Source organism: Legionella longbeachae (assembly GCF_004283175.1).
In the GTDB taxonomy this organism is placed as follows: Bacteria; Pseudomonadota; Gammaproteobacteria; order Legionellales; family Legionellaceae; genus Legionella; species Legionella longbeachae.
The window spans coordinates 212,130-237,455 of the sequence record NZ_RXNW01000002.1 but is presented as its reverse complement, the minus strand read 5'-3'; the positions used below and the strand labels follow the sequence as shown (position 1 = coordinate 237,455).

Genomic DNA, 25,326 nt, shown 5'->3' with positions numbered 1-25,326 from the left:
CTCCATTAAACGGGTTCTTTCTGAAATAAATTTTATAATCGATGTATTTCAGGAGAGCGCCCCTATTCAATAGTAATACTTCGAGTTATCAATTCTTTCATTTTAAGTTTTAGGAAGTACAAAATTTAGATTTTAAGGAACAGTTATGCCACATATTCAAGAGAAACTTAAAGCAATTTTAAGCCCAACTGATGAAAATACAACCTATGCTCAACTTTCTGAGGACCTGAAAGAAAATCTTGGTGCTGTTTTAGAATTTTTCTTGAATGAAGAATTAGTCCATAAATATATTTCAAAATTCGCTGATGATTATGAGCAATTCAATTCCAAAGAAGAAAAAAAAACTTTGCGTCGTTTTTTTACTCAATGGGGTTCCGGAAATGGTTTTAATCAAGGAGACAATCGAGAAAATACACAATACCCATTGCAATACAAACATTCTGGTAAAATTTATAAATTAAGTCAGTTCCAATTACCTAAAGAAATACCTTCCTTAGTAGGTATACTTCCCTCTTCTCTTTTTACCCGTGTTTTTTTGGGTTTTGGTTATTTAATTTGCGATCCTGGTGCCGGAACTGTTCATGGAAAATGGACTCATAGTTTGCAATTGTTTATGCTTGAGGAAGCGCACAAAAATAACGAACTCAAGTTCATCAATTGTAATTCTATAGTCAATCTTATGAGAGAAATCAGTCGCCATGAACTTAGGGGCAACAAAATATTTGGTCAACTTTTAGACTCTCAAACACGAACTGATTACACAAGACCAGAAACATTGATGAATGCCATTCTTGATGAAAATTTGATTAAAAGTGATGCAATGACTAAGCTACGAGAGAAATTTTTAGCGCATAATAAAAGTATCAATCTGATTAATGAAACGAATGAGCAAAAAAAGACATCCAAATATGAGCGAAAATTCATCAAAAATGCCACTCATTATTATGGATTTCAACAAGGGGAGAAAACCATAGGTTTCTTTTGGGGTAAATCAAAGAATCATGATAAATTAATAGGGCCTGTTATTGAAAAACAGACTTATTTTGAAAAATACCAATCTCTAACCAATAAATTTTTCCCTAATTAATTTATAGGGTAGTTAGTTAAAGACAGTAAAATGCTCAGCCCCTTATTAAGGGGCCTGTTATTCGATAATGACCTCTTCTAATTTCTATACATTTTGCTCTTTGGATGGTAAGTACTTCGTATGTTGAGAAACCAGTATAGGCGTATGGCAAGATAAAAGTTGAGTATATTGTTTTTATGCCGGATCAGACGCTTATTTTTTACATTTCGAATTAATAACATGAGTATTACATCATATGTTCTTAAGCAAAATATGTTATATATATCACCCAAAGAAAAATTTTAAACCAAAATGACAAATACATACACAAGCAAATGCATTAATTTCGATTTCGTCAATAAGAATGAATTTCCACAATATGAATATCATCGTACACTACGTGGTGCCATAGAACTGTCTGCTACGAGCCATTCAAAACAACAATCAAAAAATGGCGTTATTTATCAATGGGACAATATTGCTCCAGAAATCGCCCTTGTCGTTTTGCAAGATGCAAAAAATGTGGGTATTGATATTCAAGATGAAGTACTTCAAATAATGGGTACCGAATCATTTCACCAGGAATGTCTAAAATCAGCCCTAGAAAAATTACAAAGTAATCCTCATTATTCCTTGTTCTTACAAAAACTGGCATTACATATTAGCCATAAGAAATCCCAAGAACTAACCGTTGAGCATTTAAAATCATTATCAATTAATACCATTGATAAATTTAATGAAGTCTTTACCCATTTTTTATCAATGCAACGCAAATTAGCTAATAGTTTTCCTAATTTTAACAAAATTAGAGATGAAGATGATTATGAGCAATTCATTACTTTTATGACTCATGAACCTTTATACGAATCATTTCTGTTGTCATTTACACAATATTTAGCTTCTGAATTTAACCAAGGCAGAATACAAAGCGAGCAAGTAAAAGCACCTAAAGAAATAAATCACAAGGCATTACTTAATTTTTTCCACGCAATTAGCTATGACCTGTGTCTTCAAACACCAAACAAAGAGTTGCTGAAAAAAAATACTTTATATGTAGAGCTGTTCGAGAATCAACTAAAATATACTGTAATTGATCCCGCTGGCAAAGAAATCAATGGAGTAATTCATTTCAGTGAGCTTGATTTTGCTTTGGACAATACCCTTTCTGAGGAAGACTTAAAAAAACACTTACCGGCTATTTTGCAAATTACTTTACAACGAGGACATACTGGAGATATTCCTTTTCATCAAACTGCATCGCTGAGAGATAAAGGATGCGCCTTTTTAGATAGCGAACTTGGTGCAAGCCAATTTCTATCGCATTTACCTGCGGTTGATTTAGTTAAAGATGAAGAAATAAAATTTTGCATTTATCAATGGCTAAACCAGGGTAATTTAGCCCGATTTAAAGAGCTATTAGCAGCAGGAGCATGCCAACGCTATAACCAAGAAATCGATAGCCAGATAGAACAAATAATAAAAATCGTTGGCACCAATGAAATATTTCAAAATGCAATCAAAACTGTAGCCCTTTTAATAAAAGAAATAGTTACCTTAGTCGCTACCTTAGAAGATAACCCTCACGCAAAAGATGAGGAATTGGATGATAAAATAATACAACTGATTAAGCATTTAAAAATTATTGATGAATTCTATAAAAGCACCCCGCTTTTAAAATTTAATGAAACGTTCCCATCAACTGCAGGAAACTTTGAAAACTTTATCAAAAAAGTCATCTTTAATTCCACGAATGACAAAATCACCCAATATATTTCAGACAACGAAGAAAAAGAAAAAATCTGGAAACTTAATTTAGTAGATTTAGTTGTTGGCTTAGTGAGCGATACAAATTTTGTTTCCGTACGTAATGTTAAAAATAAAAAAGACCGATCTGTTTTAACAGATAAATCAGGCTTGGTGATACCACCATCAAATGTGTTTCGAGAACAAATTAAAGAGAAAATCACATCATATTTAAAAAATGACATACATCACTACCACACAGTACGTAGTTATAAAAATGATAAATTAAATCTTACTCAAGCCCCTATTGTTTTTAGAGGGGGACATTTAACTGATTCACTGCCTGAAACTCAATTTTTTGCTAAAAAGGTGACTCGTATTGGTGAGTATGCTAGTGATAGCCAATTACTATCCGGCCAAGAAAATAACCTTAAAAAACATGAAGTTCGATCAGGAACTGCTGCTCCATTAACCGCTACTGGTGTGGGCACCCATACTGTGACTGATAAATTTGATCTTGCCCTTAAATCTGGTGGCATGAATGATATTAATATTCTCTACATTGTCCGCGGAAAAAAAGCTTTTCAGGCTCACCCTTTTGTAGAAATGATGGGCAAAACCAAATGGGCTGAAATTGCTTATACGCATCTAAAACCTCAAGATTATGTCATGACTATTATCTATAACCACAATCATGAAATACTTGATGTCATTCCTGGCAACCTAAACGATGAGATTCAAGGAGTTAACAATCAAGCCAAAAAGATTCTTGAAGCGGGTATTGATTTTTATAATAAACATCATGATCACTCTTTACTTTATAAACCTTCAGTAAAATTGCCTCATTTTCAACCACAAACACAAAGGCTAACAAATACATTACCTAAAAAGAAATCCTTATTTGAGCTCTTGCATATGCATCAAATAACATCAGATTCCTTAGGGAATAAAGTGCCTTCTTCAAAAATTCAAGACAGTGTAAGAATTAATCGCAGCACGCGTAATGGCTATAAAACTTTAGATATGGACATATTAAGACCGGAAGTAAAAGAAGTTAAACCTTTCAGTGAAGCATTGGTTCTTCCTGAACAACCATTCCCAAAACCATTAAATCGATTAAACGAGGTTAGAGAAACGGCCGTTGCTTATTTTAATATGAGGCATATTTTAACTCTAAAAGGTTTGAGTCGATGGAATACTCAAGAGAGAAAATTACACGAAACTTATAATCGCATACTACAACCCAATTTTATGGAAGGTGATATTCAAGATCAACTAATGCACGCTAGTATAGCTCATGAAGAATGGTTAACTGATGTTTTAGTTCCCAAAATGCAAACGACATTGATGCTTCATCTTGCTACGAGACTAATCACTGATTACCGAGTAGACATAGAAGACGTCAATGAATTATCACAACAATTATTTCATACTATCCTGAAATCAAATTCAAGAATCCAGAAACTTTTAGATGCCTGGTCAGAAATTTACATCTCACTTAAAAAGACAAACACAGAACAACTCTGCACTACAAAATCCCATGAACGAATGGAAAAACTATATCCCAAGCTGAACCACGGGAGTATTGCATATCAATCCAGATTTAACTCATGCTTCATCATGGAAATGAATAAGATACAAAAAAAGCTGGTTAATCAAACTATGGCTGCATTTTTAGATAATAACTTAGATTCCTTTACAGAGGAATTAAAGCTTGAGAAAAAACCAGTGTATCCACTAACTGATAATCATGATTTTGTTTTTTTAGGACCAGCAGCCAGTGGTAAAAGCACAATTTCCAACAGATACATAAAAAAAGAAGAAAAAAAAGATTACGTATCACTTGCGACGGATGATTATCGGGGCATATTTATGCCTTTCACTGAAGATTTTGAAAAAAAAGAAACAGAACAAGTTTTTATCCGTACACAAGATAGTGCTTATTTAATCAGTGAGCTTGTTGAAGAACGTATGCAAGAAAAAAATGATAAGCGACCCAATATTATTATTGACGGAGTGACCTATAAACCCTCACAAAAAGCTTTAGTTGCAAAAAATAATAACTCTTTGATCATTTGTGCTTGTCTTGATGATATGTCAGAAGTTGTCAAACGTTCTTATGAAAGAGCAAAGCAAGAAGAAAGCAGCTCAGCCGATAAAGGTCGTTATGTAAATACCACAAGTTTGATTCATATGCATAAAACAGCAAGTCTTAACTTATTAATTCATTGTGATCCTAATACAAGAATTGCGTTTTACAACACAAATGTCCCCCGCAATACTGCCCCCCCTTTAATCGCTACTGTAGATACACATGGAGAAAAAAAACTGACAATTAGCCATGATAAAGGCTCTTTGATGTGTTTAGCATCCTTTTTTAATAAAGCTCGAGTCAATACTGGAGCCAAAAGTGACAAACATCTTTTTTTGACGCGATTAAAACAACCTGAATTCCAGATTGACTCGCTATTTGCAGTAACAGATTATGGATTTAAAATTGTATTAAATGGGGAAAATAATAAGCCGTGCTTGACTGTTAAACAGGAAAATAATGGTAAAATGATTATGGAGATAATCGATCCTGAACAGATTAAAACAAAAATCAAAGAAAATAAAACTGAAAAATCTTTATTACAAATGCTTTTATTGTACGGAAAACTTGGTAATCTAAAGTCTGTTCAAAAAGAGTGTTTATTGCATGATGATATTGATTTTGTTGTTGATCAATTAATTGATACATACTCTACCCAGGACAATACTACTGAAAATTTTTTGCTTAAGGCAAATTCAAACTAAATTTAATATGATTAGTGCGTTATTTAGGTCAGGAGGTTATATAATGAATGCTGAGTTGCAGGTAAAAATTGCCTTACAGAAAAACAAAGTAGAGCAATTTATTAATCAAATGCGCCAAATAATTTCAAAAACCTCTGATGCAGCTGAAAAAGAAAACAGACTGGAAATATTTGATACTTTGCTGCTTTTGGCCACATATGCCGATTCTGAAGAACTTGAAAATGAGTTAAAAAGATCTTTGCCTCAATACGAAACTGATAGTACGATTAAATACATGTGCCGACAACTGCGGGAAATTAATGGTTTTTGCAAATGTACCTTGAGTGATGAACATGAGGTATATCAAGATTTATTCAGCTCCATGACACAGCCTTCAGCTAGAATAAAATCCTCCGCTCGCGAATTGCTTGGCGAAACAATTTCTAAAATGATCCTTGAAACAACAAATGCAGCTGATACATATCAAATATCACCTGCAAGATAATAACCTTCAAAAAATTTTGATAAATTTTATTAAGCCGTGTTGACAATTCATCCCCACTACCTACGTGGCGCGACTTGTTCCTGAGAGATGGTCACAAAAAGTGAGCATAACTTTTTGAAAAATATGATGAATATTTTTTGAAGTGCATGAAGACATGTGATCCAATAGTGTTTCCGACATGATAAGGTTCACCATCATGAACTTGATTGAATGATTACATACAACATTCGCAGAGCAACTCCCCCAAGTCCATAAAATAGATTACAGAGTTTAATGAGTGCCAGCGTCCTCATTATGGGTTAGGTCTTAAGAGCAGCAGCCTAACCCAATCCCCCCAAAGAAGGAATATCTTATTACTGGTAGCTGCTATTGCTACTTTTGCTGCCTGGCTTGCAGGGCTTCATATTAAATCAATAAGCAAAGCTTCTGATTTTCAAGCGCATTCGACTAAATCCACCTCCGCTTTATCCACCCACCATGTTCATCGGAAAACTAGGTTTTGAAAAAACGCTTCTTTTGACTCAAGAGAGCTTTCAGAATGTGTTAATGATGCTTTATCAATGCGCTATTCAAGCACAACATGCAGCCCCTCAGATGTGATTATATTTTGTGAGGATCTCTTAGGAGCAAGTCGCAGCACGCAGGTAGTGGGGATGAATTGTTAACACGCCTTAGTAACAAATTTCTATAATTATAGAGCAAATTTTGTTTTGCTTATTTTGATAGTTTTTTTCGGCCTTTAATTCTTCATACGAATAGATTTTACCCCGTAATTATTCCAAATGATCCATTTTCTAAAAAATTCATGATTAATTCACGGGTTTGTGTATTGTTCATAATAAAAGTATGATTGGAATTTACTATAACAGGATCATTTTGTCCCTCTAAACGTGCGTATTCAGGGGGTACTTTCGCATCATACCGACCAGCTATAATCCCTATTTTAATGTTTGGCACAGGTACATGATGTACGTATGAAGTTTGATCTGAGCTAAGCTCAGCTAATGGTTTAATTGGAAAAGTAAGCATAGGAAACATTTTTGTCGATATCTTCGCTAATTTTGAACCTTGGTTGGGAGGAGCAAGCATAATAAGAGAACCAATATTTTTTAATTGTTCTTTCGAAAATTTAGAGAGAGCTTCTCGGGTAATAATCCCTCCAAGACTATGAGTAATAAAATTAATTTTTGCCCCGGGATTTTTTGCTAATAAATTTTTAATATACTGATTTAAATACGTCCCATGCTCTTGGATACTGTATTTATGAGAAGGATAACTATAGGTGTAAACCTCATACCCTTTTCTTTTTAAAAAATTTTTTAAGGGCCACATACTTATGGACGTACGCATTAAACCATGAACCAAGACGATTATTTCCTGGGCGTGTTGTGGCGTAACCTGCATTTTATAAGCACGAATACCCGGCTTGGTCTCCGGGGTAATTGCATGAACTGAAGCCACACTTAACATGCCACTAAATACTATGATTAGTTGAATGTATCGTCTTAATTTGTGAATGGTTTTGACCATTAATATCCTTTTATTAAAAATAACCTTCTTAATTTTATCTAATATAGCAGCTTCAAAAAACATTCCAACAAGAGGATATAAATCTTTTTTTGATAAAGTTGATGGATTTATTTCCTATTACAAGATACTCTATTTGTCCTTTTACAATGAATTCCATAACAAAAATTAAACCACTAATCAAGGAGTTTTTATGTTAAAAAAGGTGCTTTTTACTACTTTTTCCATAATGAGTTTTTCTGTCATTCTTCCCACATATGCCAATACAGATATGAGCTGTAAGATTCAAGTGGCTGTTTCGACACCGCCAATAACTTTTGACCAAAATGTTGCATTTAATGTTACGAATCAATTGGGATTGAGTAAATCAATTACATTAAATGGTGGAAGTTCCCCACAATATATTGAAAAATTACCTTGTATTTCAGAGCCATTAACCATAAGTGCTACTGTATATTCAACTCCGGTAAATGGCTGGTTACAAGGACCTGCTATTGGCCAATGCATTTTAAAAGCAGGCCCTGTTGTTTTAAATGGCCCTGAAAATAGTGTTTCTGTAGTATTTCCTTATGACTTTAATTGCAATTATTAGGATCTTCTTGTAATCCGACCCCTGGGGTCATCGTTACATTGATCTTAAACGATCTCAAGGTATGCCATATTTTGAGTTCCAAGATAACAAACACTTAACCATGCGAACAAATTGAAACAATCCTGTTCCATTTTTAATGTGAGTGCATTCTGGATTGTTTCACCATAACTCGCAACTCAGTGGGTTTGCCAAATCCGGCAAATAAGAAATAAACACTAAGCTGCTACATATATTATGCCTACATCGTTTCTAATGTAGGCATAATGTTTTATTTATCCTCATTCCTATTGCAACGCATTCCCCAATGGGCACCAAGACAACTAAACAATGCCCCAAGAAAAAATAACAAGAAGGCTAAAAAAGCACCTGAAGCAAGATCCGCAGGAGTCACATTCACCTCCACAACAGTGACTTTTTCACCATTTTCAGTTGAAGAAGAAATCTTGGTCGAGCCAACTGGAGTAGTTATTTGTGTAATTGGAACAGGAATTGCAATCACAGTACGAGCAATATTTGAATAAGCTACTACGTTTTGACTCAAAATCCCTAGCAATATAGCGCCTAAGATCAAAGATGAAACCCATGTAATAAACCCATACACAATACCTAAATGATGATGTTTAAAACAATGCAAGCGGCCTAGATAGCCTGTTATGTAACCACTTATGGCTGTAGCAACAATAACACAGATGATAACTCCCAGCATTCCACCAAGAGAGAATACAATTGAACCACTATTTACAGTCTTTAAAGAATTTAACCCTATAACTGCACCTAGAAGACCAAACAATAGGCCAAGCCCAAGGGCTACTAAGGCGCCAATAAAAATAGCGGTCCAAGAGATACATTTATTTGGATGTATATGGCAATGTTCATGCTCTAACGGTTTGTTACTTATCATTTAACCCTCCTTATCTCAATGATTGATGTGCTGATATCTCCCAGATAATAGATGAAGCCTGCTCCTGCTAATAAACATAACAGCTTTAGGGAAAATCTTCAGGTATTAAGTTGGGTATTCATTTAGGGATAATCATTTCCATAAAAATTACCCCATGTACCTTTGCTTTTCAAGCAAAAATTCAATAACTTACGCTAACCTGTACTTGATGCAGGGCAAAAGTGATCAATGAGCGTCGATCTCAGCAATTTGCTCTACATTCCGCACAATATTTTTAGCAATGGTATTAAGCGGTAAATCATTATCATCCTTACCAAAGGGATCTTCTAACTCTTCAGATAAAATTTCTAGACCCAGTAAAATGTAAACAATCATAACCATCATTGGTATAATAAAAAAGCCAAAAGTGTCAATCCAACCAAAAGGAAACATAAGTGCATAAAAAAGCAACGCTTGTTTTACAAAAAAAGCAAACGCGGGAGGCACTGGAGTATTAGCAATACGCTCACACCCTCCTAGCATATCCGTGAGATTCGCAAGATGAACATCTAAAGCCAGATATTGTTCCAATTGCAGCTTTTCTTCTTGCCGTAACTCATTAAGAATACGATACATACGTTTTGTGATCAAAAGAACAGGATGTTTGCCTTCAAATTCATGAATACATAATGAAAGTAATTCTGTTTGAACTGCGCTACCTTCTTTACGTAAATGTGATTTAATAACCACCGGTAGCCTCTGAAGTAATAAATAAAAGTCAGGATATTTATTCAACCCCACAAACGCATCGAACTTTAAACCCAAATTACGGCAATTATTGACAATAGAGCCCCATAAAACGCGACCTTCCCACCAACGCGCATAACTGGTATTGACTCTAAAACTAATAATAATAGTTAGAATAAAGCTAAAAATAAGATGAAACTGACCTAAATTATAACGGGTTGCACTTTCAAAAAAATAAGCAATGAATACCGCATAGAGAATAATAACGATTGAGACAGGCAGTAATTTTCGAAATACTTTTTCTTTATAAAACAAAAAAAGATGGGGTACCCAAGTTAAAAGATTATGCGATCTTTGCTTCATTCTAAAAAAACCTTAATTAGAAAATTCTATAGTGTAACTTGTCTATATTATCTAATCAAAGCTTCAAAGATATTGAATTTAATAGCAAAAAATAATTATTAATAAAATGTTAAAAAATTATCTCAGTGAAATTTAAAAGGCTTCCCTTAATTGACAACCGTCTCAGTAGATATTTTCTTTATCATTGAAAATAAGTGAAATTTTCGCAGTTGCTCCCCATTTCCAATCCAGCTAAGATAGAACGTCACTAAAAATCATAAGGAAGTTATCCATGAGTGATTTTTTTCAAACTCCGCCTTGTCTTGGCAATCAATACGATGATGATCGAATACTAAAGGCTTATCTTGAATGGAAACTTCCACCGTCCATGCTTACTGAGATTCAACCAGAGTTGCATCATTTAGGCCAACGCGCCATTGAAGATATCTATCAATTGGGCCAAGAGGCAGAAGCATATCCACCAAAACATATACCCTATGATCCATGGGGTAAGCGCATCGACCATATTGAAGTATCCCGAGCATGGAAAGAGCTCGACAAAATTTCGGCTGAAGAAAAATTGATTGCTATTGGCTATGAGCGTCGGCATGGTGCCTTCTCTCGCATTCATCAATTTGCAAAAATATATTTATTTCACCCCTCTTCAGCTATTTATACATGTCCTCTTGCAATGACCGATGGTGCCGCTAGAGCATTGGAACTTTATGCCGATAAACCATTAAAACATCGCGTACTTCCACATCTGATTAGCTCTGACCCAACTCAATTTTGGACTTCTGGACAATGGATGACCGAACGTACAGGAGGTTCAGATGTCAGTGGTACTTCCACAACTGCTAAACCTGAGGGCACTTACTTTCTTCTTAACGGCGACAAATGGTTTACTTCTGCTACAACATCACAAATCGCTATGACCCTTGCTCGTATCGAGGGCGCTCCTGAGGGAAGCAAAGGACTAAGTCTTTTTTATCTCGAACTTCGCGATCAAATGGGTAAACTCAATGGCATAAGCATTAACCGCTTAAAGGATAAATTAGGCACGCGCGCCCTACCTACCGCGGAGCTCACATTAAAAAATACGCGTGCATTATTGATCGGAGGTGCTGGTGATGGCGTAAAAAAAATATCCTCTTTATTTAATATCACACGCATCTACAATGCCTGTTGCGCTGTAGGTTATATGCGCCGCGCCATCGCACTTGCCCGTGATTATGCCACGAAACGCGTTTCATTTGGACATACCTTATCAAAACATGGTTTACACCTAGAAACCTTAGCAAATATGCAAATAGAGTTTACCGCAGCCTTTCATCTTGTTTTTCACGCCATTGAACTTTTAGGAAAAGATGAATTAGGTGAAGCATCACAGGCAGAACGAGCTGTATTAAGGTTATTAACACCTCTAGTAAAACTCTACTCAGCAAAACAAGCAATTTCACTAGCCAGTGAAGCGTTAGAGTCCTTTGGTGGGGCTGGATATATTGAAGATACAGGTTTGCCGCAATTACTACGAAATGCCCAAGTATTATCCATATGGGAAGGTACAACAAATATCTTAAGCTTAGATGTCTTACGAGCAATTCATAAAGAAAATGCAGCCGTTGCATTTCTCGAGGATATACATAAACGATTGGAGCAAATCAAACTCCAAGATCTCATTCAGTCTAAAGTAAAAGTCCAATATATTGCACAAAAATTACAAAATTATATCCACTCCCCACAGATCAACGATGAGGAGCAACAAACAGGCGCGCGTCAGCTTGCTTATTCTTTAACACAAATTTTTGCTGCAAGCTTATTATTAGAGCATGCTCAATGGGCTTTTTATAAAAACAAAGATTCCATCACGCTCACTACCGCCATCCGGTGGTGTGAAAAAAGCCTTTCTGAACCGTTTGTATTCTCAGAAACCCACAGAAAAAAATCATTAATTCTTGCTATGGACTATAATGATTTTTAAATTGAAAATAAAATAGGTATCAATATGGATTTATTAAAATGAATATCCTGGATTCACGCTTTTACTCTTTATCCTTTATACTTTTTATGTTATTTCAATCCTCCGTATCTGCAGCGGGAAATTCAATTAGTTTGGTGGGTAATCAAGGCTATGATCTGGTAACCTATCAAAAAAAAAAGCGGGCCCGTACGAGGAAATGGAAATCAGGTTGTGTATTATCAAGGTGTTGCTTACATCTTTGCATCCACAGAAAACAAAAAAATTTTTGCAGCAAATCCTGAAAAATATCTACCTGCCTATGGAGGATATTGTGCTTATGGGGTATCTGTCAGCCATAAAGTGATTAGTGATCCTCTTGCATGGAAAATAGTAAATGACAAACTCTATCTTAATTTGGACAAACAAATCCAAGAAATTTGGGCAAAAGATATGCCTGGAAACATCAAAAAAGCAGATGCACAATGGATAAAAATAAGAGATAAGAATCCTTCAATATAAATCTTGGTCATTGGTTCCCCTTGTCACACGTCGCTCCTTATATCAAAAAAGAAGGTTTTTTTTGGCTTAATCCAAGCTAAAAATCAATTTATATAATCATTGGATATACTTAAATCAACAACTGCTGTTGAAGGTTTTTTTCTTTTTGTTTTCGGTGATGTATGGCCTCATGCTCAAGGATAGATGTTGACTAAACAAAATAGGAATCACTTAGTACTCGATTAATGCTCATTATGTATCCTCTCAAATAAATTATACTATAAAGTATACTTATTGGAGTGTTATTATGCCAAATGGCGATGATATAGCTGAAATTCCATTATCACAACAAATTAATAAAGTAAGGAAGTTGCTACTAAAAGCGCTTAAAAATCAATTGGATGATCTTATAGTCACAAAACTTGTTGAACAAAAAACAGGAGTTCCTTTTATTGATTTTGGTAATGATCCTCCGCAAGTAGTCACTATTAAAAAAGTAATCAACTGTCTCTACCATGCTGAAGAAGGGTTTAAGTATTATGAAGGTATTGATAAAAATTCGATATTGGGAAAAGCCTTGGGCGCAAAAAAGTATATCCAGGCATTGATCCAAATTTATAAATCAATCGGGATGCTTGATGATGCATCTCCAGAAATAAGAAGAGTAATTGCAGATAACTATTATCTACTTGAGCCCATATATACACAATCTTACAAAATTATTAAAGAATCAGGTTGGGTGTCAGAGTTTATTGAAATGGATGTCACTGACAAGGCTTCCAAAGTGATTATGCAAGGCATGGATTTATTAGGTCCTGATGTCAATCAATGGAGTAATGAACACCCTCTTATATCTGCTTTTACAAAAATATCGAAATTAGTGGAATCGATTTCTTCACTTCAAGACAGGGAAATGGGGGAACAGGATAGAGAAAAGGCTATTGAGCTTATTCGTTTGATGTTAAATGATTTAGAAAAGAATGAATTTATTAATAAGTTAAATCTTACTGATTTAGAAAATTCAAAAGCAATTCAAGATTTATTTAATTGGTTTAAACACATTGAAGGGGATGGCTTTAACTTTACTCAGAATTCTTTGAAAAACTATATTTCTTGGGCCAATCATTATTTACCCTCATTAATTTTATTTACTGATCAACTAGAACAACAAAACTACCTAAAATCAGGGATCTTATCTGCAGAGTTATGTTCTCAGGTAGAGCGTATAAGCAACCAAGCAAATCAACTATTATCTGAACCGAACAACTTTGGTATTAGCGAGCAGATTATTTCGATTGAATCATTGCGAACTCTTAGGGAACAACAATTTAATAGCATTCAAGTTGAAAATGTGCGCTCTCTAGTCGCGATTGAAAATCAAAAAGCAGCCGCAACTGAGTTTTATCGAATTTTACAAAACTATAAGGGGGGATCTTTTGAAAGCATCCCAGAATCTGATCGTGTGTTATTACGAAAACTGTATCCCCAAATACAAATGGCGTTAGCGCATGTCGACTTGAATCTTGAAAATCAATTAGCAGCAGCTTTAAACAAAGTTGGCCAAGAAAAATACGAGCCCCAGTCAAGAGCATGGTGGCAAAATGCTGTAGGATATCTAGCGAATTATATTGTAAGTGCCGAAATTGATAAGTTATTAGGAGCAGAAAAAGCAATTGCTCAATTCATGTCAGGACAAAAAGCCGCAGAAGAATTTAAGATAATGATTGCAGAACACTCTCGTGACAATCTAATTTCTAAAAAGGTTAGAGAAGAACAACCCTCCCTTGAAAAAAAAACATCTCAGCGTATCTTCCTCATCAAGGATGAGTTAATGAAACACCCCCTTCCACCAGAGATTGTAACCCGAGAAATCATCCCCATATCTCCCAAGAATCTAGTTAATTTGCGTGGAACACTTACCGCAATTCAAGATTTGAAATTGTCAAGAACAGTCAGGGAAACAAGGACTAGTCTAGACACCCTCATCCATCGCCATCTATCAGAGTATCAATCCTTTTTTACGGAATTACCTTATCGAATTAATGAGCAGGATCCTGATTTGGTGAAACAAATTAAGAAAATTGAGATGAGTTTAACTGCGCTGGAGAATGCACTTAGGGATTTTGAAGGATTGGATCTTAGTTATGGTGTCATGATTCGATTGACCTATTTTATTGCAATAGCTTCTGCTGCTTCTCAACTAAAAAATACTATTGAAGAACTCTCACCAAATACCCAAAATGCACTTGCTCCAATATTACAACAGCTATTAGCTTATAGCAGGTCGTTTTCTGCAATGAGTTCTATAGATTCTAATCTCACTTCCCTGGAACAATTAAAAAAAGGAGGCAAACTCCAAACCCTGTCGGAGCAGCAAGTAACGACTGTACAAGAAAATGAAACCTCTCCTAAAGATTCTGAAAAAATGGATACTGGAACAGAAGTGCCACCAAAAAAAGAAAAATCCCAGGATCTCTTGAATTATGCTAATAAAATCGCCGAAGCACGGATGGGTTTATTAGAACGACTCAAAAAAACTTTATCTGCACCTTTAGCATCACAGTTGAATCCTCAGCCAAGTGGTGAACCTTTTATTAACATAGAAAAGGATCCTCCTCAAATTGCTGCAATAAAAAAATTAATTAATAGTATGTATCATGCTGAAAATGCTCTAAAAACTTGGAATGGTATCGATACGAGCACACAACTAGGCAAGATTGCTGCAGCTCATCAAGGAGTAGCTGCTTTATCACACGTATATAAATCAATAGCATTAATCGCTGAAGCTTCATCAGAAGTTCAGAATCTAATCCGTGAGAATGATGATTTAATAAAGCCAGTTTTTTTGGAAGCGAACAAATTGGTTAAGCAATATGGATGGGTCAGCCAATTTAATGCATTTGATGTAACTAAAAAAATTGGTAGCATCATTGGTCAATGGACTAACTCAGTTCAAACTGAAAGAGAACATACATCGGCAATTATTCGATTAATGACTGAATTGCCAACATTAATGAATAACCTTTCGAGTTTAATGGATCCTGATGGAGAAAAGTCAGTCGATCGATTGAGAATTAGTGCGAGAAGTATCGATAATATTAATGCATTATATTCATTGGTAATCGAAGAAAATGTTTCTTTCGGCAATGTATTTAAAGGACTAAATTCAATTGTTGGTTTAATCGATTTAATAGGGAAAATTCAAAAAGAAGGAATTAACTTACAGGAAACTACGATACAGTTTTATCAAGAGTGGATGCAGGATAGATATCCCGATTTAATGATCTTGCTTGATAAAATTGAAACGCGCCACTATTTGACGCCAGGTCTTTTATCAAAACCAATCGCTTTGGAGTTGAATAAAATCAATGACAAAATAAATGAACTCATTGAATCAAAACAAAATAGCAGATTGAAACCAATTCCTCTTTCTTTTGATATGGGAAAAATCAGGAAGAAAGAGCTAGTGATGATGAAAAAAGAACATATTTTAGGGTTGTTCCAAATTGAATCGCAACTACAAGCCGCTACTGTTTTTTTTGGAATGCTAAAAAAGCATGGGGGTAAAGCAATCGCTGAGATTCCTGTTGAAGAGCTGGTGCAATTACGCCTTGCTTTTGTGACTATCCAATCGACTATGGCAAGCACTAACCTGGATTTAACTAATGAATTTACTGTCCTTTTAAATCTGCTTGAAACATCGAATCTTGAGAAAAAGAAATCTAAAATTACGATAGATTCTTTAATGAAGTTAGAATCATTGGTAGATGCCTGTTTAAAAAATTCTAGAAAATCATATGAATTAAAAATTGATGTTATCAATAATGCAATTGATAACGTTAAATCTCAATCCTTTGATCTTCAATTTGATACATCTGAGGATATAAATATTCTTCAATTGCAAAAGCAATTTATAGAAAATGAAAGCAAGAAACCTATTGTAGGGCCTGGCGAAATAAAAGAAGTCTCTGTTTCATCTCTGTATTCAGTGCGTGGTAATATTGCTTATATTCAAGAGTTAGATTTATCCTCCGAAGTTGCTCATTTAAGAGAAGATTTCTCTGCTATTACCAAAGAATATTTCTCTACCCAACTTCAAGAGTTTCTAAAAAAAGCACCCAATGAACAAATACACGTCATCCATAAAAATGATCCTCTTATGGTGCGACAAATTAAAGCAGTCGAAAATGCATTATATTCTCTGGAAATGGCATTTCATCACTTTGAGCAAATGAAAAAAAGTGGGGCTCTTGTATTACAAACAAAGGCTCTTCTTGAGATTGTTGATAATGCACGGCAATTAAAAGTCGCCATGGAGAACCTGGCTCCAGAGCTTATAGAGCGTTATGGCCCATTAGTCTCCGCCGTCGTAGATTTTGGTAAAAAAATTCAATCATTTGATTACAATAAAGAAGATTGGGCTGATCTTAAACTTGTTTTGTGGAACGCACATGACAATTTATTAAAAAGAAATACACCAAGAAAGGAATACATTCAAAAAGCATTTCATGATGCTGGAGTTCGTGAAGATATAGTACATGTGGATCCTAATGAGGCTGCGGGTAAAAAAGCGGCCAAACTTGGTATTAAGTATGCTCATTTGGCCTCACCTGAATTAGAGCGTGCAAGAGCTTATTTAAACTCTAAATATAAAAAAGTATTTGGAGAACAGCCAGAAGTTGTTCGAGCTTATACAAGAGAAGAACTCGCCGATAAAAAGCTAATGCAAAACGAAGTGAATCGGATAAAGGAAATATTAGATAATTATTATGGTCTGAATATCACTACAGGACGAGTCTTGTTTGATTTGTTAAAACAAATTCAACGGGTTGGTGCTCAAACTGCTGAAATCGCGAATATGGTAAATGTCTTGGTTAAAGATGATTTTTCTCAAATAAAAGAAAATAGTTATAAGGAATTAATTGTCAAATTATCCCAAGAAGAAGATTATTTATGTTTAAAACCAGGAGCCCTCATTAATCCGGCTATGGCTGCTTTGAATCAATTTTTCTTATCAGTCGCTTTGGAATTGGATATGCCCTTCAGTAAAAAATTAGCCCTTATTGATGAAGAACGGTATCTAAATATTATTCTTAATGAAACTCAAAATGAAATAGAAGAACTAGAGCATAAACTAAATAAAGACCCATCAAATCCCGAAATATTATTAAATATTAGTGTTAGAAAAGACAAAGTTGCATTTCTAAAGCAACAAGTTGAATTACTTAAAGAGGAACATATTGAGAACACAAAAAGTGCTTTACTGGATGTACAATTTGAAGTTATCTTACGCAATCATCTGTTTAATACAACAATTAAAGAACCTATAATTCAAGAATACGAAAAATTAGTTCGAGATCATTACACTAAAAATAAAGCTCAATTTTTGTCTGTTGATGAATGCTCTGCTGCGGTAGTTAAATCACTCGAACAGTTTCAAGAAAATAATATTGCTAATTATTTACTGGTTTCTGAAGCATATGACCGTCTTCATAAATTTAGTTTAAAACTCCCTGAACAAAATAAAGATTTAAAAGATCATATCGAAAAAATCAACAAAATATTAATTAATAAAGACACTCCAATTGAGAAGCGTGCACTAAAGGTTAAATCTATTCCCCATGATGCGAACTTCATTCAAAAATTAAGGTCAGCTGATAACGGAACTTCGTTTTTGAAAAAATTCAAACAATTTTTAGTAATAATTACATCAAGTGTTGTAAAAGCGATAAAGACAAAAGGGAGTTTAGTCTCTATTTATCGTCAAAAACTCATGGAGCAATCAATAAAAAATATAGAGAAAACAATACGGTTTAAGGAAGCAATGGTTACTCGTACTATTCTAACTGAAAATATACTTTCGGGAGAAATCAAAGAATTTGTACGCGATCATTTCCAATCATTAATTACTAAAGAAAACCAATCATTAATAAAAGCCGCTTTTGAAGATTATTATCATACTAATAGTAAGGAACTTAGTACCAAAACCAAGGATCTTTTATTATCGTTGAATATCCCTAAAGAAAAGATACAAGAATTTGATTCGTATCTTTCTAATAAATATGGTTCCCAATATTCTCAAGACTCTCCATTTTACAAACTGGTGCGCGATAAATTAAGTGTAAGTCCTGATGAAAGCGATTTTTCAAATCGTTGCCATGCCACGAAGCTGGATGAATTTACAGGACTCTATCAATTAATTAATCAAGATATTACAGAGCATTCACCAACCCGATTAGGTTTCTTTAAACAAGAGTTAAAAGTAGAAAATACTCCTATGAACGAAATGTCCTTGCAGCAAGAGTTCGTGACAAAGAATAGCTTAAGAAATAAATAAGAATAATAAAGAGAATTAGGTAATATCCCTAAAATTTCTTGATCTATTTAAGTACACAATTGTTTCGGTTTTCTCCGATTTGCCCCCTCTCCAGCGAAAGGAGTTTGAACCGAGAGAGGGAGTAAATCGAAGCAAATTCAAAAATCCGGGAACAATTTTAGATACAATAGTGTGTCAAAAAGCGTCAGGGACGTTACCTAATCTTCTGAAATATAATTAATATTTAATTTATTTATATGTCATATGAATTTAACAAATTGAGAAATCATGGAACATATAGGATAAAATAATTTCATTTTTAATAAGTTGCCGTAATTTATCATGCATCACTTATCTTTTGTAAGCACCCTAAACCCAATCTGCAATTCAAATAAAGGATTAGTGGATTTTATTAATCAGGTTAATGAAGACATACAAAATATTAATAGGCTCATTCAATCTTATAATGAAACCCAGAATGATCAAGAATCGGTCGATACCCTGAAAAATATTCTGCTCTATAAACAATTCATAGAAAATAAATACAGCGATAAATTTGTGAGTATGTGTCCGGAATTTTCAACTGAAATACATTCAAAATTATTTTCTAATCTAAAGGCCGAGTTTGCAAAATATAATATTTTTAGTTTATGGGAAATATCTGATACATCTGCCACAACAAAAAATGAGTTTGCAGAAATTCTAACTGATATGGAACCAGAAAAAGTTAATCATTTAATTGATATGTTATCAAGAGGAGCGTTTTTTGATATCAATAAATTAACAAAATTATATGCTCCTTTAGAAAATCCTAAATTTGACCATTTTATAAAAAATACGGATATTTCATTTTTGGGAGGAACAAATTCAAAAAACTTCAAGCTGTTTCCAAAAAACGATAATCCTCCCTATGTTCTAAAAATTGAGAATCGGATGGGCAACCCCAAACAACCTGTTATTAATCTGATGAGGAACTCATCTGTGAAAGACACATTTCTACAGGAAGAAGCAATACGAACTGGAACTTTAAGCATATCGAGATATAGAGAAACCAGGACTCTTTCAGTAATTTCATTTTGTCCACAGGGAAATCTCATTACCCATAGCAAAAAACATGGCTCTGATGATATGGCGCGCATCAAGTCAGCGCTACAGATGTATAAACAAATGATAAACGTTTTAATTAATCTTAGCCAAGAAGGCTATGCCTTCCCTGATATGAAGAATACTAATTGGTTAGTTGATGAAAACGGTCTATTAGCAATTTCCGATAATAAGTCCTTAGTTCCATCTATCGACAATACAATTACTAAAAATATGGCAAATTCTCTCTTGAGAACCTCTTATTTAAGTCCTCCAGAAATTTTAACTCTACTCATGCAGCCCCAAAAAAATTTCATTTTACTAGATAAAATGCATGCTTACATGCTTGGAAAAAATTTATATCAATATGTCACCGGATGTGGAGATGAAAAATTATATGAAATCACTAATGAGTCACAATATGATTTTATCTATCCTATTTTTCAGACAAATGAAGGCACAGAATTACAAAAATTAATCGCAAGCTTGGTTCAAGATGAGCCTGAAGCACGACTCTCGCTTGAAGAGGCTGAAATGCAATTGAGTCGTATCGAGTCATTAATACAACAAAAAGAAGAAGTCTTAACACTCATAAATAGGCTTAAAGAAGAAAATATCCATCTTTTAAACCAAATCGAGAAGTGTAGCTTTGGAGATAACGATGAATATATGAACACTTTTGTATATGAGAAAATAAAATTGATAAATACCTATCTTAATGCAGAGGAGCTTGAGAAGTTAAAAATAAACTTAGAAACTATTTTACAGGATCAACAAGCAACAGAATCGGTAAGGTCTACTCTTCATAATTTACGGATAAAAGCGGGATGTATGAGTAAATTTCACAATAAAGCCAACAAAATTGAACTAAAAATGTGCAATACTCCTGTTGAGGAAAGAGGAAGTATCATGAATATAGATTCTCAATTAAAGCATAAGGCACGCATACGCTTTGCCTCGAGCAGCCATTTAACCTTTTTTCGTCCATTAAAAAATTTATCGGTCGTGAAATTGAATAAAAAAAGCCACTCAATTTTATAAAATCCCCTTTCAGGAATAAATTTATGAAGTACTTCAACTATGAAGTACCTCAACCATGAACTCCATTAAAAAATTAAAAAAATCATCGACAAAACAAAATATTTCCTCTAAATTTATCCTCAGTTCAATACAGCCTTATGACCCACCTTTCCAAAGTTAAAAAAGTACCCTATGCAAAATTCTGAATTTATTTTAATTATCATGGCATTTTTACTAGGTATTCGTCATGGTTTTGATTTAGATCATTTAGCAACGATTGACTCAGTCGCGCGAGTAGTCAGCAAGAATCGAAAATTAGCTAAAATTGTGGGTCTTTTATTTTCACTCGGACACGGTTTCATCGTTATTTTAATTAGCTTGGTTATTGGTTATGGATTTCAACCTGTGTCTGTTCCGCAATGGTTGGATGGATTAGGTAATAGTATCTCTATCTTCTTTTTATTCGTATTTGGGATAATAAATCTCTGGAGTATTTTTCAATCTCCCCAAAATCCGATTATGCCATTAAGCGTAAAGAACTATATATCAAAAAAACTCATTCACAAAGATTTTAACCCTGTTTATATCATATTTATTGGTGCCCTTTTTGCCTTATCTTTTGATACTGTGAGTCAGGCCATTTTATTTTCTCTTTCTGCTCAAGCTATGGCCGGATGGTTATTTTCAGGATTGCTCGGTTTCGTTTTTATGTTTGGCATGATGGTATCTGATGGATTAAATGGTTTATTTGTTTCAATGTTAATCCAACGGGCTAATGCAGGATCCCTTTTACTCTCAAGACTAGCGGGGCTCATGATTGCATCATTTAGTTTAATCATTGGCATAATTAATTGTATCAAAATGTATCGTTGATATATCGAGTGAACTATGCATGAATTGTGGCTATGCAAAAATATTCTAGAAATTATTAAACAGAATGCAAATGATACCCAATGCACTCGCGTGAAAAAAATCATTTTGGAAATAGGCGAGCTTGTTGCAATTGAAAAAAATGCTTTAATTTTTAGTTTTAACGTTATTACTAAAGGAACACTTGCTGAAAACGCCGAGATTGATATTATTGATATTTCTGGTAAAGCGTTTTGTGAGTCTTGTCAACAATTAGGACCTTTACAACAGTATTATGATGCATGCCACACTTGCGGCAGTCATGCATTAAAAATTGTCCAGGGCGAAGAATTACGTGTGAAATCGATGGTGGTGGAATAATGTGTGGAATATGCGGCTGTTCTGAAGAGAATCACAAGATAAACAATTTGCATGAGCATGAGCATGAGCATGAGCATGAGCATGAGCATGAGCATGAGCATGAGCATGAGCATGAGCATGAGCATGAGCATCATATGCATGAAGAGCATTTAATTCATATAGAACAAAATATCTTAGCCAAAAATCAACAATTCGCTCTCCATAACAAAAATTATCTGACTCAAAAAAGCATCCTGGCATTAAACATTATGTCTAGCCCAGGCTCCGGAAAAACGACTCTTTTGGCAAAAACGATTCGAGATTTAAAAAGCGAACTGGATATGGCTGTTGTTGTTGGTGATCAACAAACTCAATATGATGCAGAGTTAATTAAAGCCGGTGGCGGTCATGCCATCCAAATAAACACTGGAAAAACTTGTCATTTAGATGCACATATGGTCGGTCACGCCTTAAGCGATCTTTCTTTGAAAGAAAAATCTATTCTATTTATTGAGAATATAGGTAACCTTGTCTGCCCCGCCATGTTTGATCTAGGTGAAACCTTCAAAGTAGTCATTCTTTCCGTGACTGAGGGGGATAATAAACCACTTAAATACCCAGATATGTTTCGTTGTGCTGATTTAATGCTTATCACTAAAATGGACTTACTTCCTTATGTGACTTTTGATCTGGATAAATGCATTCACTATGCTCGTCAAATTAAACCTGATATTGAAACTCTAACACTATCAACAACTAACGGGGATGGCTTAAACAATTGGTATGAATGGCTAAAACATAAGCATCAGTAAAAAATGGAGCGATTACAAATAAGGGTTCAAGGGCAAATCCAGGGAGTTGGTTTTAGACCCCACGTTTATCGCATAGCCCAACAGTTGAAGCTCACCGGCTGGATACAAAATGATGCTTCTGGGGTATTGATTGAAATCCAGGGAGTTTTAGCCCAGGATTTTGTGGCCCACTTACAAAAAAACTTACCTCCAATTGCCAAGATAAATCATCTGCAATTAAAAACAATACCCGTACAAAAGAATGAGGTGGTTTTTGAAATTCTTAACAGTAAGGCAGGTAAAATCAAAACCATTATTTCGCCTGATATGTGTATCTGCTCTGAATGTTTACTAGAACTCTTTGATCCCCACAGTCGCTATTTTCGATACCCTTTTTTGAATTGTACTAATTGTGGTCCAAGATTAACGATTACTCGTAGTCTTCCTTATGATCGTTGTCAAACGGCAATGGCTCCATTTCCCTTATGTCACGAGTGCCAGTTAGAATACAATGATCCTGAAAATCGACGTTATCATGCCCAACCTACCTCCTGCTCCCATTGTGGCCCACAACTTTCATTATCAGTTGAAAAAATTGCTCAAGCTATTATCCAGGGAGAAATAATTGCGTTAAAAGGATTAGGTGGTTATCAACTCATCTGTGATGCGCGTAATCAAACTGCCGTAACAAAATTACGCGCAAGAAAAAATCGTGAAGCAAAACCATTTGCACTAATGGTTGCCAATGTCTTAAGCGCGAAACGTTTTGTCCAAATAGATAATCAAGAACGAGATGCACTAGAAAATAGGACGCGCCCCATTGTATTACTTAAAAAAAGAGAAAGAGCTAGTGACTACAGTGCTGAAATCGCACCAGGATTAAACACATTGGGGATCATGCTTCCATATACTCCTGTACATTATTTGCTTTTTAATGCTTTTGCTGGCCATACAAATGGATCTGAATGGTTGCAAGAGCTTCAAACAAGGGTGCTTGTAGTTACGAGCGCTAACTTAGGCGGTGAACCACTTATTATTGAAGATGAGGACGCAGAACAAAAACTAAAATATATAGCGGATAAAATAGTTTCCTATAATCGCCAAATCATTACTAGGACTGATGACTCAGTGATACGATTAGTTAACAATAAACCTATCTTTATCCGTCGTTCGCGTGGATTTGTTCCTACACCTATTCAACTTCCGCATGAAATTCCCCCAACTTTAGGATTAGGCGGGCATCTGAAAAATACCTTTTGTGTTACTCGTGGTAATGAAGCTTTTGTATCGCAACATATTGGCAGTTTAACTAATAAAGCAACTATCGAATTCTACCATGAATCATTATCTTATTTGCTCCGTTTTCTAGATATAATACCTGAACGAGTTGCCCACGATTTACACCCTGATTTTTACACCACACGTCTAGCACTGCAATATGATGTCCCTGTTATTGCAGTACAACATCACCATGCCCATTTAGCTTCAGTGATTGCAGAGCATGGTATTCAAAAACCTGCCCTAGGCTTGGCTCTGGATGGGTATGGATATGGTTTAAATGGCGAAGCTTGGGGTGGTGAGCTGTTTTTATTAGAAGATGCAAATATTTCTCATATTGGTTCGTTTTCTCCTCTTTTACAACCTGGAGGCGAGCGAGTCGTACATGAACCTTGGAGAATGGCTGCGAGTGTATTAAGTGCGTTAGGCCGCGGAGATGAAATAGCAAAGCGATTTGCAAATTTAACGCAAGCACATACCATTCACTTATTATTAGATAAAAAGATCAATAGCCCTGGCACAAGCAGTTGTGGTCGTTTGTTTGATGCCGCGAGTGCATTATTAGGCATCCAATTCATTTCTCAATATGAGGGTCAAGCAGCAATGCGCTTGGAAAGCTTGGTTACTCAGGTGCAAACATTACCTGATGGATGGCGCATCAAGGAAAAGTGTTTTGATCTGCTTCCGACTCTTGAAGTATTAACCAACGAAACTGATCCCAAAACAGGGGCCAATCTTTTTCATGGGACACTTATAGCAGGCCTTACAGCATGGATCAAAGGAATTTGTCGTGAAAGAAAAATTCATATGGTAGTATTAAGTGGGGGCTGCTTTTTGAATCAAATATTGGCAGATGGATTAACCAGGGCATTAATTGCCTCTGATATTACTCCATTTTTACCAATTACTCTTCCTCCAAACGATGGCGGAATTTCCCTAGGACAAGCGTGGATTGCTGGAATAACAAATTAAAAACAATACAGTAGAGTAAGTG

General features: G+C 35.0%; 15 protein-coding genes. 12 read left to right on the top strand and 3 right to left on the bottom strand.

Annotation, left to right across the window (positions count from 1 at the left end; translation table 11 throughout):
• The first annotated feature begins 145 nt into the window (after positions 1 to 145).
• The 3 genes from EKG34_RS03070 (at position 146) to EKG34_RS03060 (ending at position 6,089) form a co-directional block, all read left to right on the top strand.
• Positions 146 to 1,087: a LirA/MavJ family T4SS effector gene (locus EKG34_RS03070; RefSeq protein ID WP_003635902.1), complete on the top strand. Its 942-nt coding sequence runs from the start codon at positions 146 to 148 to the stop codon at positions 1,085 to 1,087.
• A gap of 291 nt (positions 1,088 to 1,378) precedes the next feature.
• The gene (locus EKG34_RS03065; protein ID WP_003635901.1) at positions 1,379 to 5,605 is read left to right on the top strand and encodes a zeta toxin family protein; all 4,227 of its coding nucleotides are present in this window, start codon (positions 1,379 to 1,381) and stop codon (positions 5,603 to 5,605) included.
• 43 nt (positions 5,606 to 5,648) lie between these two features.
• Positions 5,649 to 6,089, top strand: coding sequence for a hypothetical protein (locus EKG34_RS03060; RefSeq protein ID WP_003635899.1), 441 nt, complete (start codon positions 5,649 to 5,651; stop codon positions 6,087 to 6,089).
• Positions 6,090 to 6,851: 762 nt separating this feature from the next.
• On the opposite strand, the gene EKG34_RS03050 is transcribed toward EKG34_RS03060, so the two are convergent.
• The gene (locus tag EKG34_RS03050) at positions 6,852 to 7,619 is read right to left on the bottom strand and encodes a lipase family alpha/beta hydrolase (RefSeq protein WP_003635894.1); all 768 of its coding nucleotides are present in this window, start codon (positions 7,617 to 7,619) and stop codon (positions 6,852 to 6,854) included.
• Positions 7,620 to 7,809: 190 nt separating this feature from the next.
• Here EKG34_RS03050 and EKG34_RS03045 point away from each other — a divergent pair, with 190 nt between their 5' ends.
• Positions 7,810 to 8,208 (top strand): hypothetical protein, encoded by a 399-nt coding sequence (locus tag EKG34_RS03045; RefSeq protein WP_003635890.1) that lies wholly within the window; start codon positions 7,810 to 7,812, stop codon positions 8,206 to 8,208.
• Between the two features lie 268 nt (positions 8,209 to 8,476).
• Here EKG34_RS03045 and EKG34_RS03040 read toward each other — a convergent pair whose 3' ends face one another.
• Positions 8,477 to 9,109 (bottom strand): hypothetical protein, encoded by a 633-nt coding sequence (locus tag EKG34_RS03040; RefSeq protein ID WP_003635888.1) that lies wholly within the window; start codon positions 9,107 to 9,109, stop codon positions 8,477 to 8,479.
• 225 nt (positions 9,110 to 9,334) lie between these two features.
• Positions 9,335 to 10,198, bottom strand: coding sequence for a bestrophin family protein (locus EKG34_RS03035; protein WP_003635887.1), 864 nt, complete (start codon positions 10,196 to 10,198; stop codon positions 9,335 to 9,337).
• 271 nt (positions 10,199 to 10,469) lie between these two features.
• Here EKG34_RS03035 and EKG34_RS03030 point away from each other — a divergent pair, with 271 nt between their 5' ends.
• From EKG34_RS03030 to hypF, 8 genes are all read left to right on the top strand, one after another.
• Positions 10,470 to 12,158 carry an acyl-CoA dehydrogenase family protein gene (locus EKG34_RS03030; protein ID WP_003635884.1) on the top strand — a complete coding sequence of 563 codons (1,689 nt, stop codon included), beginning with the start codon at positions 10,470 to 10,472 and terminating at the stop codon, positions 12,156 to 12,158.
• 210 nt (positions 12,159 to 12,368) lie between these two features.
• Complete coding sequence (locus tag EKG34_RS03025) at positions 12,369 to 12,656, top strand: YHS domain-containing (seleno)protein (protein WP_223800045.1); 288 nt, start codon at positions 12,369 to 12,371, stop codon at positions 12,654 to 12,656.
• 286 nt (positions 12,657 to 12,942) lie between these two features.
• Entirely contained in the window at positions 12,943 to 18,972 is a 6,030-nt protein-coding gene (locus EKG34_RS03020) for a hypothetical protein (RefSeq protein WP_003635878.1), read from the top strand.
• A gap of 381 nt (positions 18,973 to 19,353) precedes the next feature.
• Positions 19,354 to 21,075 (top strand): protein kinase family protein, encoded by a 1,722-nt coding sequence (locus EKG34_RS03015; protein WP_003635876.1) that lies wholly within the window; start codon positions 19,354 to 19,356, stop codon positions 21,073 to 21,075.
• 171 nt (positions 21,076 to 21,246) lie between these two features.
• Positions 21,247 to 21,927 carry a HoxN/HupN/NixA family nickel/cobalt transporter gene (locus EKG34_RS03010; RefSeq protein WP_003635875.1) on the top strand — a complete coding sequence of 227 codons (681 nt, stop codon included), beginning with the start codon at positions 21,247 to 21,249 and terminating at the stop codon, positions 21,925 to 21,927.
• A 15-nt stretch (positions 21,928 to 21,942) separates the two neighbouring features.
• Entirely contained in the window at positions 21,943 to 22,284 is a 342-nt protein-coding gene (gene hypA / locus EKG34_RS03005) for a hydrogenase maturation nickel metallochaperone HypA (RefSeq protein ID WP_003635873.1), read from the top strand.
• Positions 22,284 to 23,075 (top strand): hydrogenase nickel incorporation protein HypB, encoded by a 792-nt coding sequence (gene hypB, locus EKG34_RS03000; RefSeq protein WP_080619958.1) that lies wholly within the window; start codon positions 22,284 to 22,286, stop codon positions 23,073 to 23,075. Before hypA ends, hypB begins: the two co-directional genes overlap by 1 nt.
• 3 nt (positions 23,076 to 23,078) lie before the next feature.
• Positions 23,079 to 25,304 (top strand): carbamoyltransferase HypF, encoded by a 2,226-nt coding sequence (gene hypF / locus EKG34_RS02995; protein WP_003635870.1) that lies wholly within the window; start codon positions 23,079 to 23,081, stop codon positions 25,302 to 25,304.
• Positions 25,305 to 25,326 lie beyond the last annotated feature (22 nt).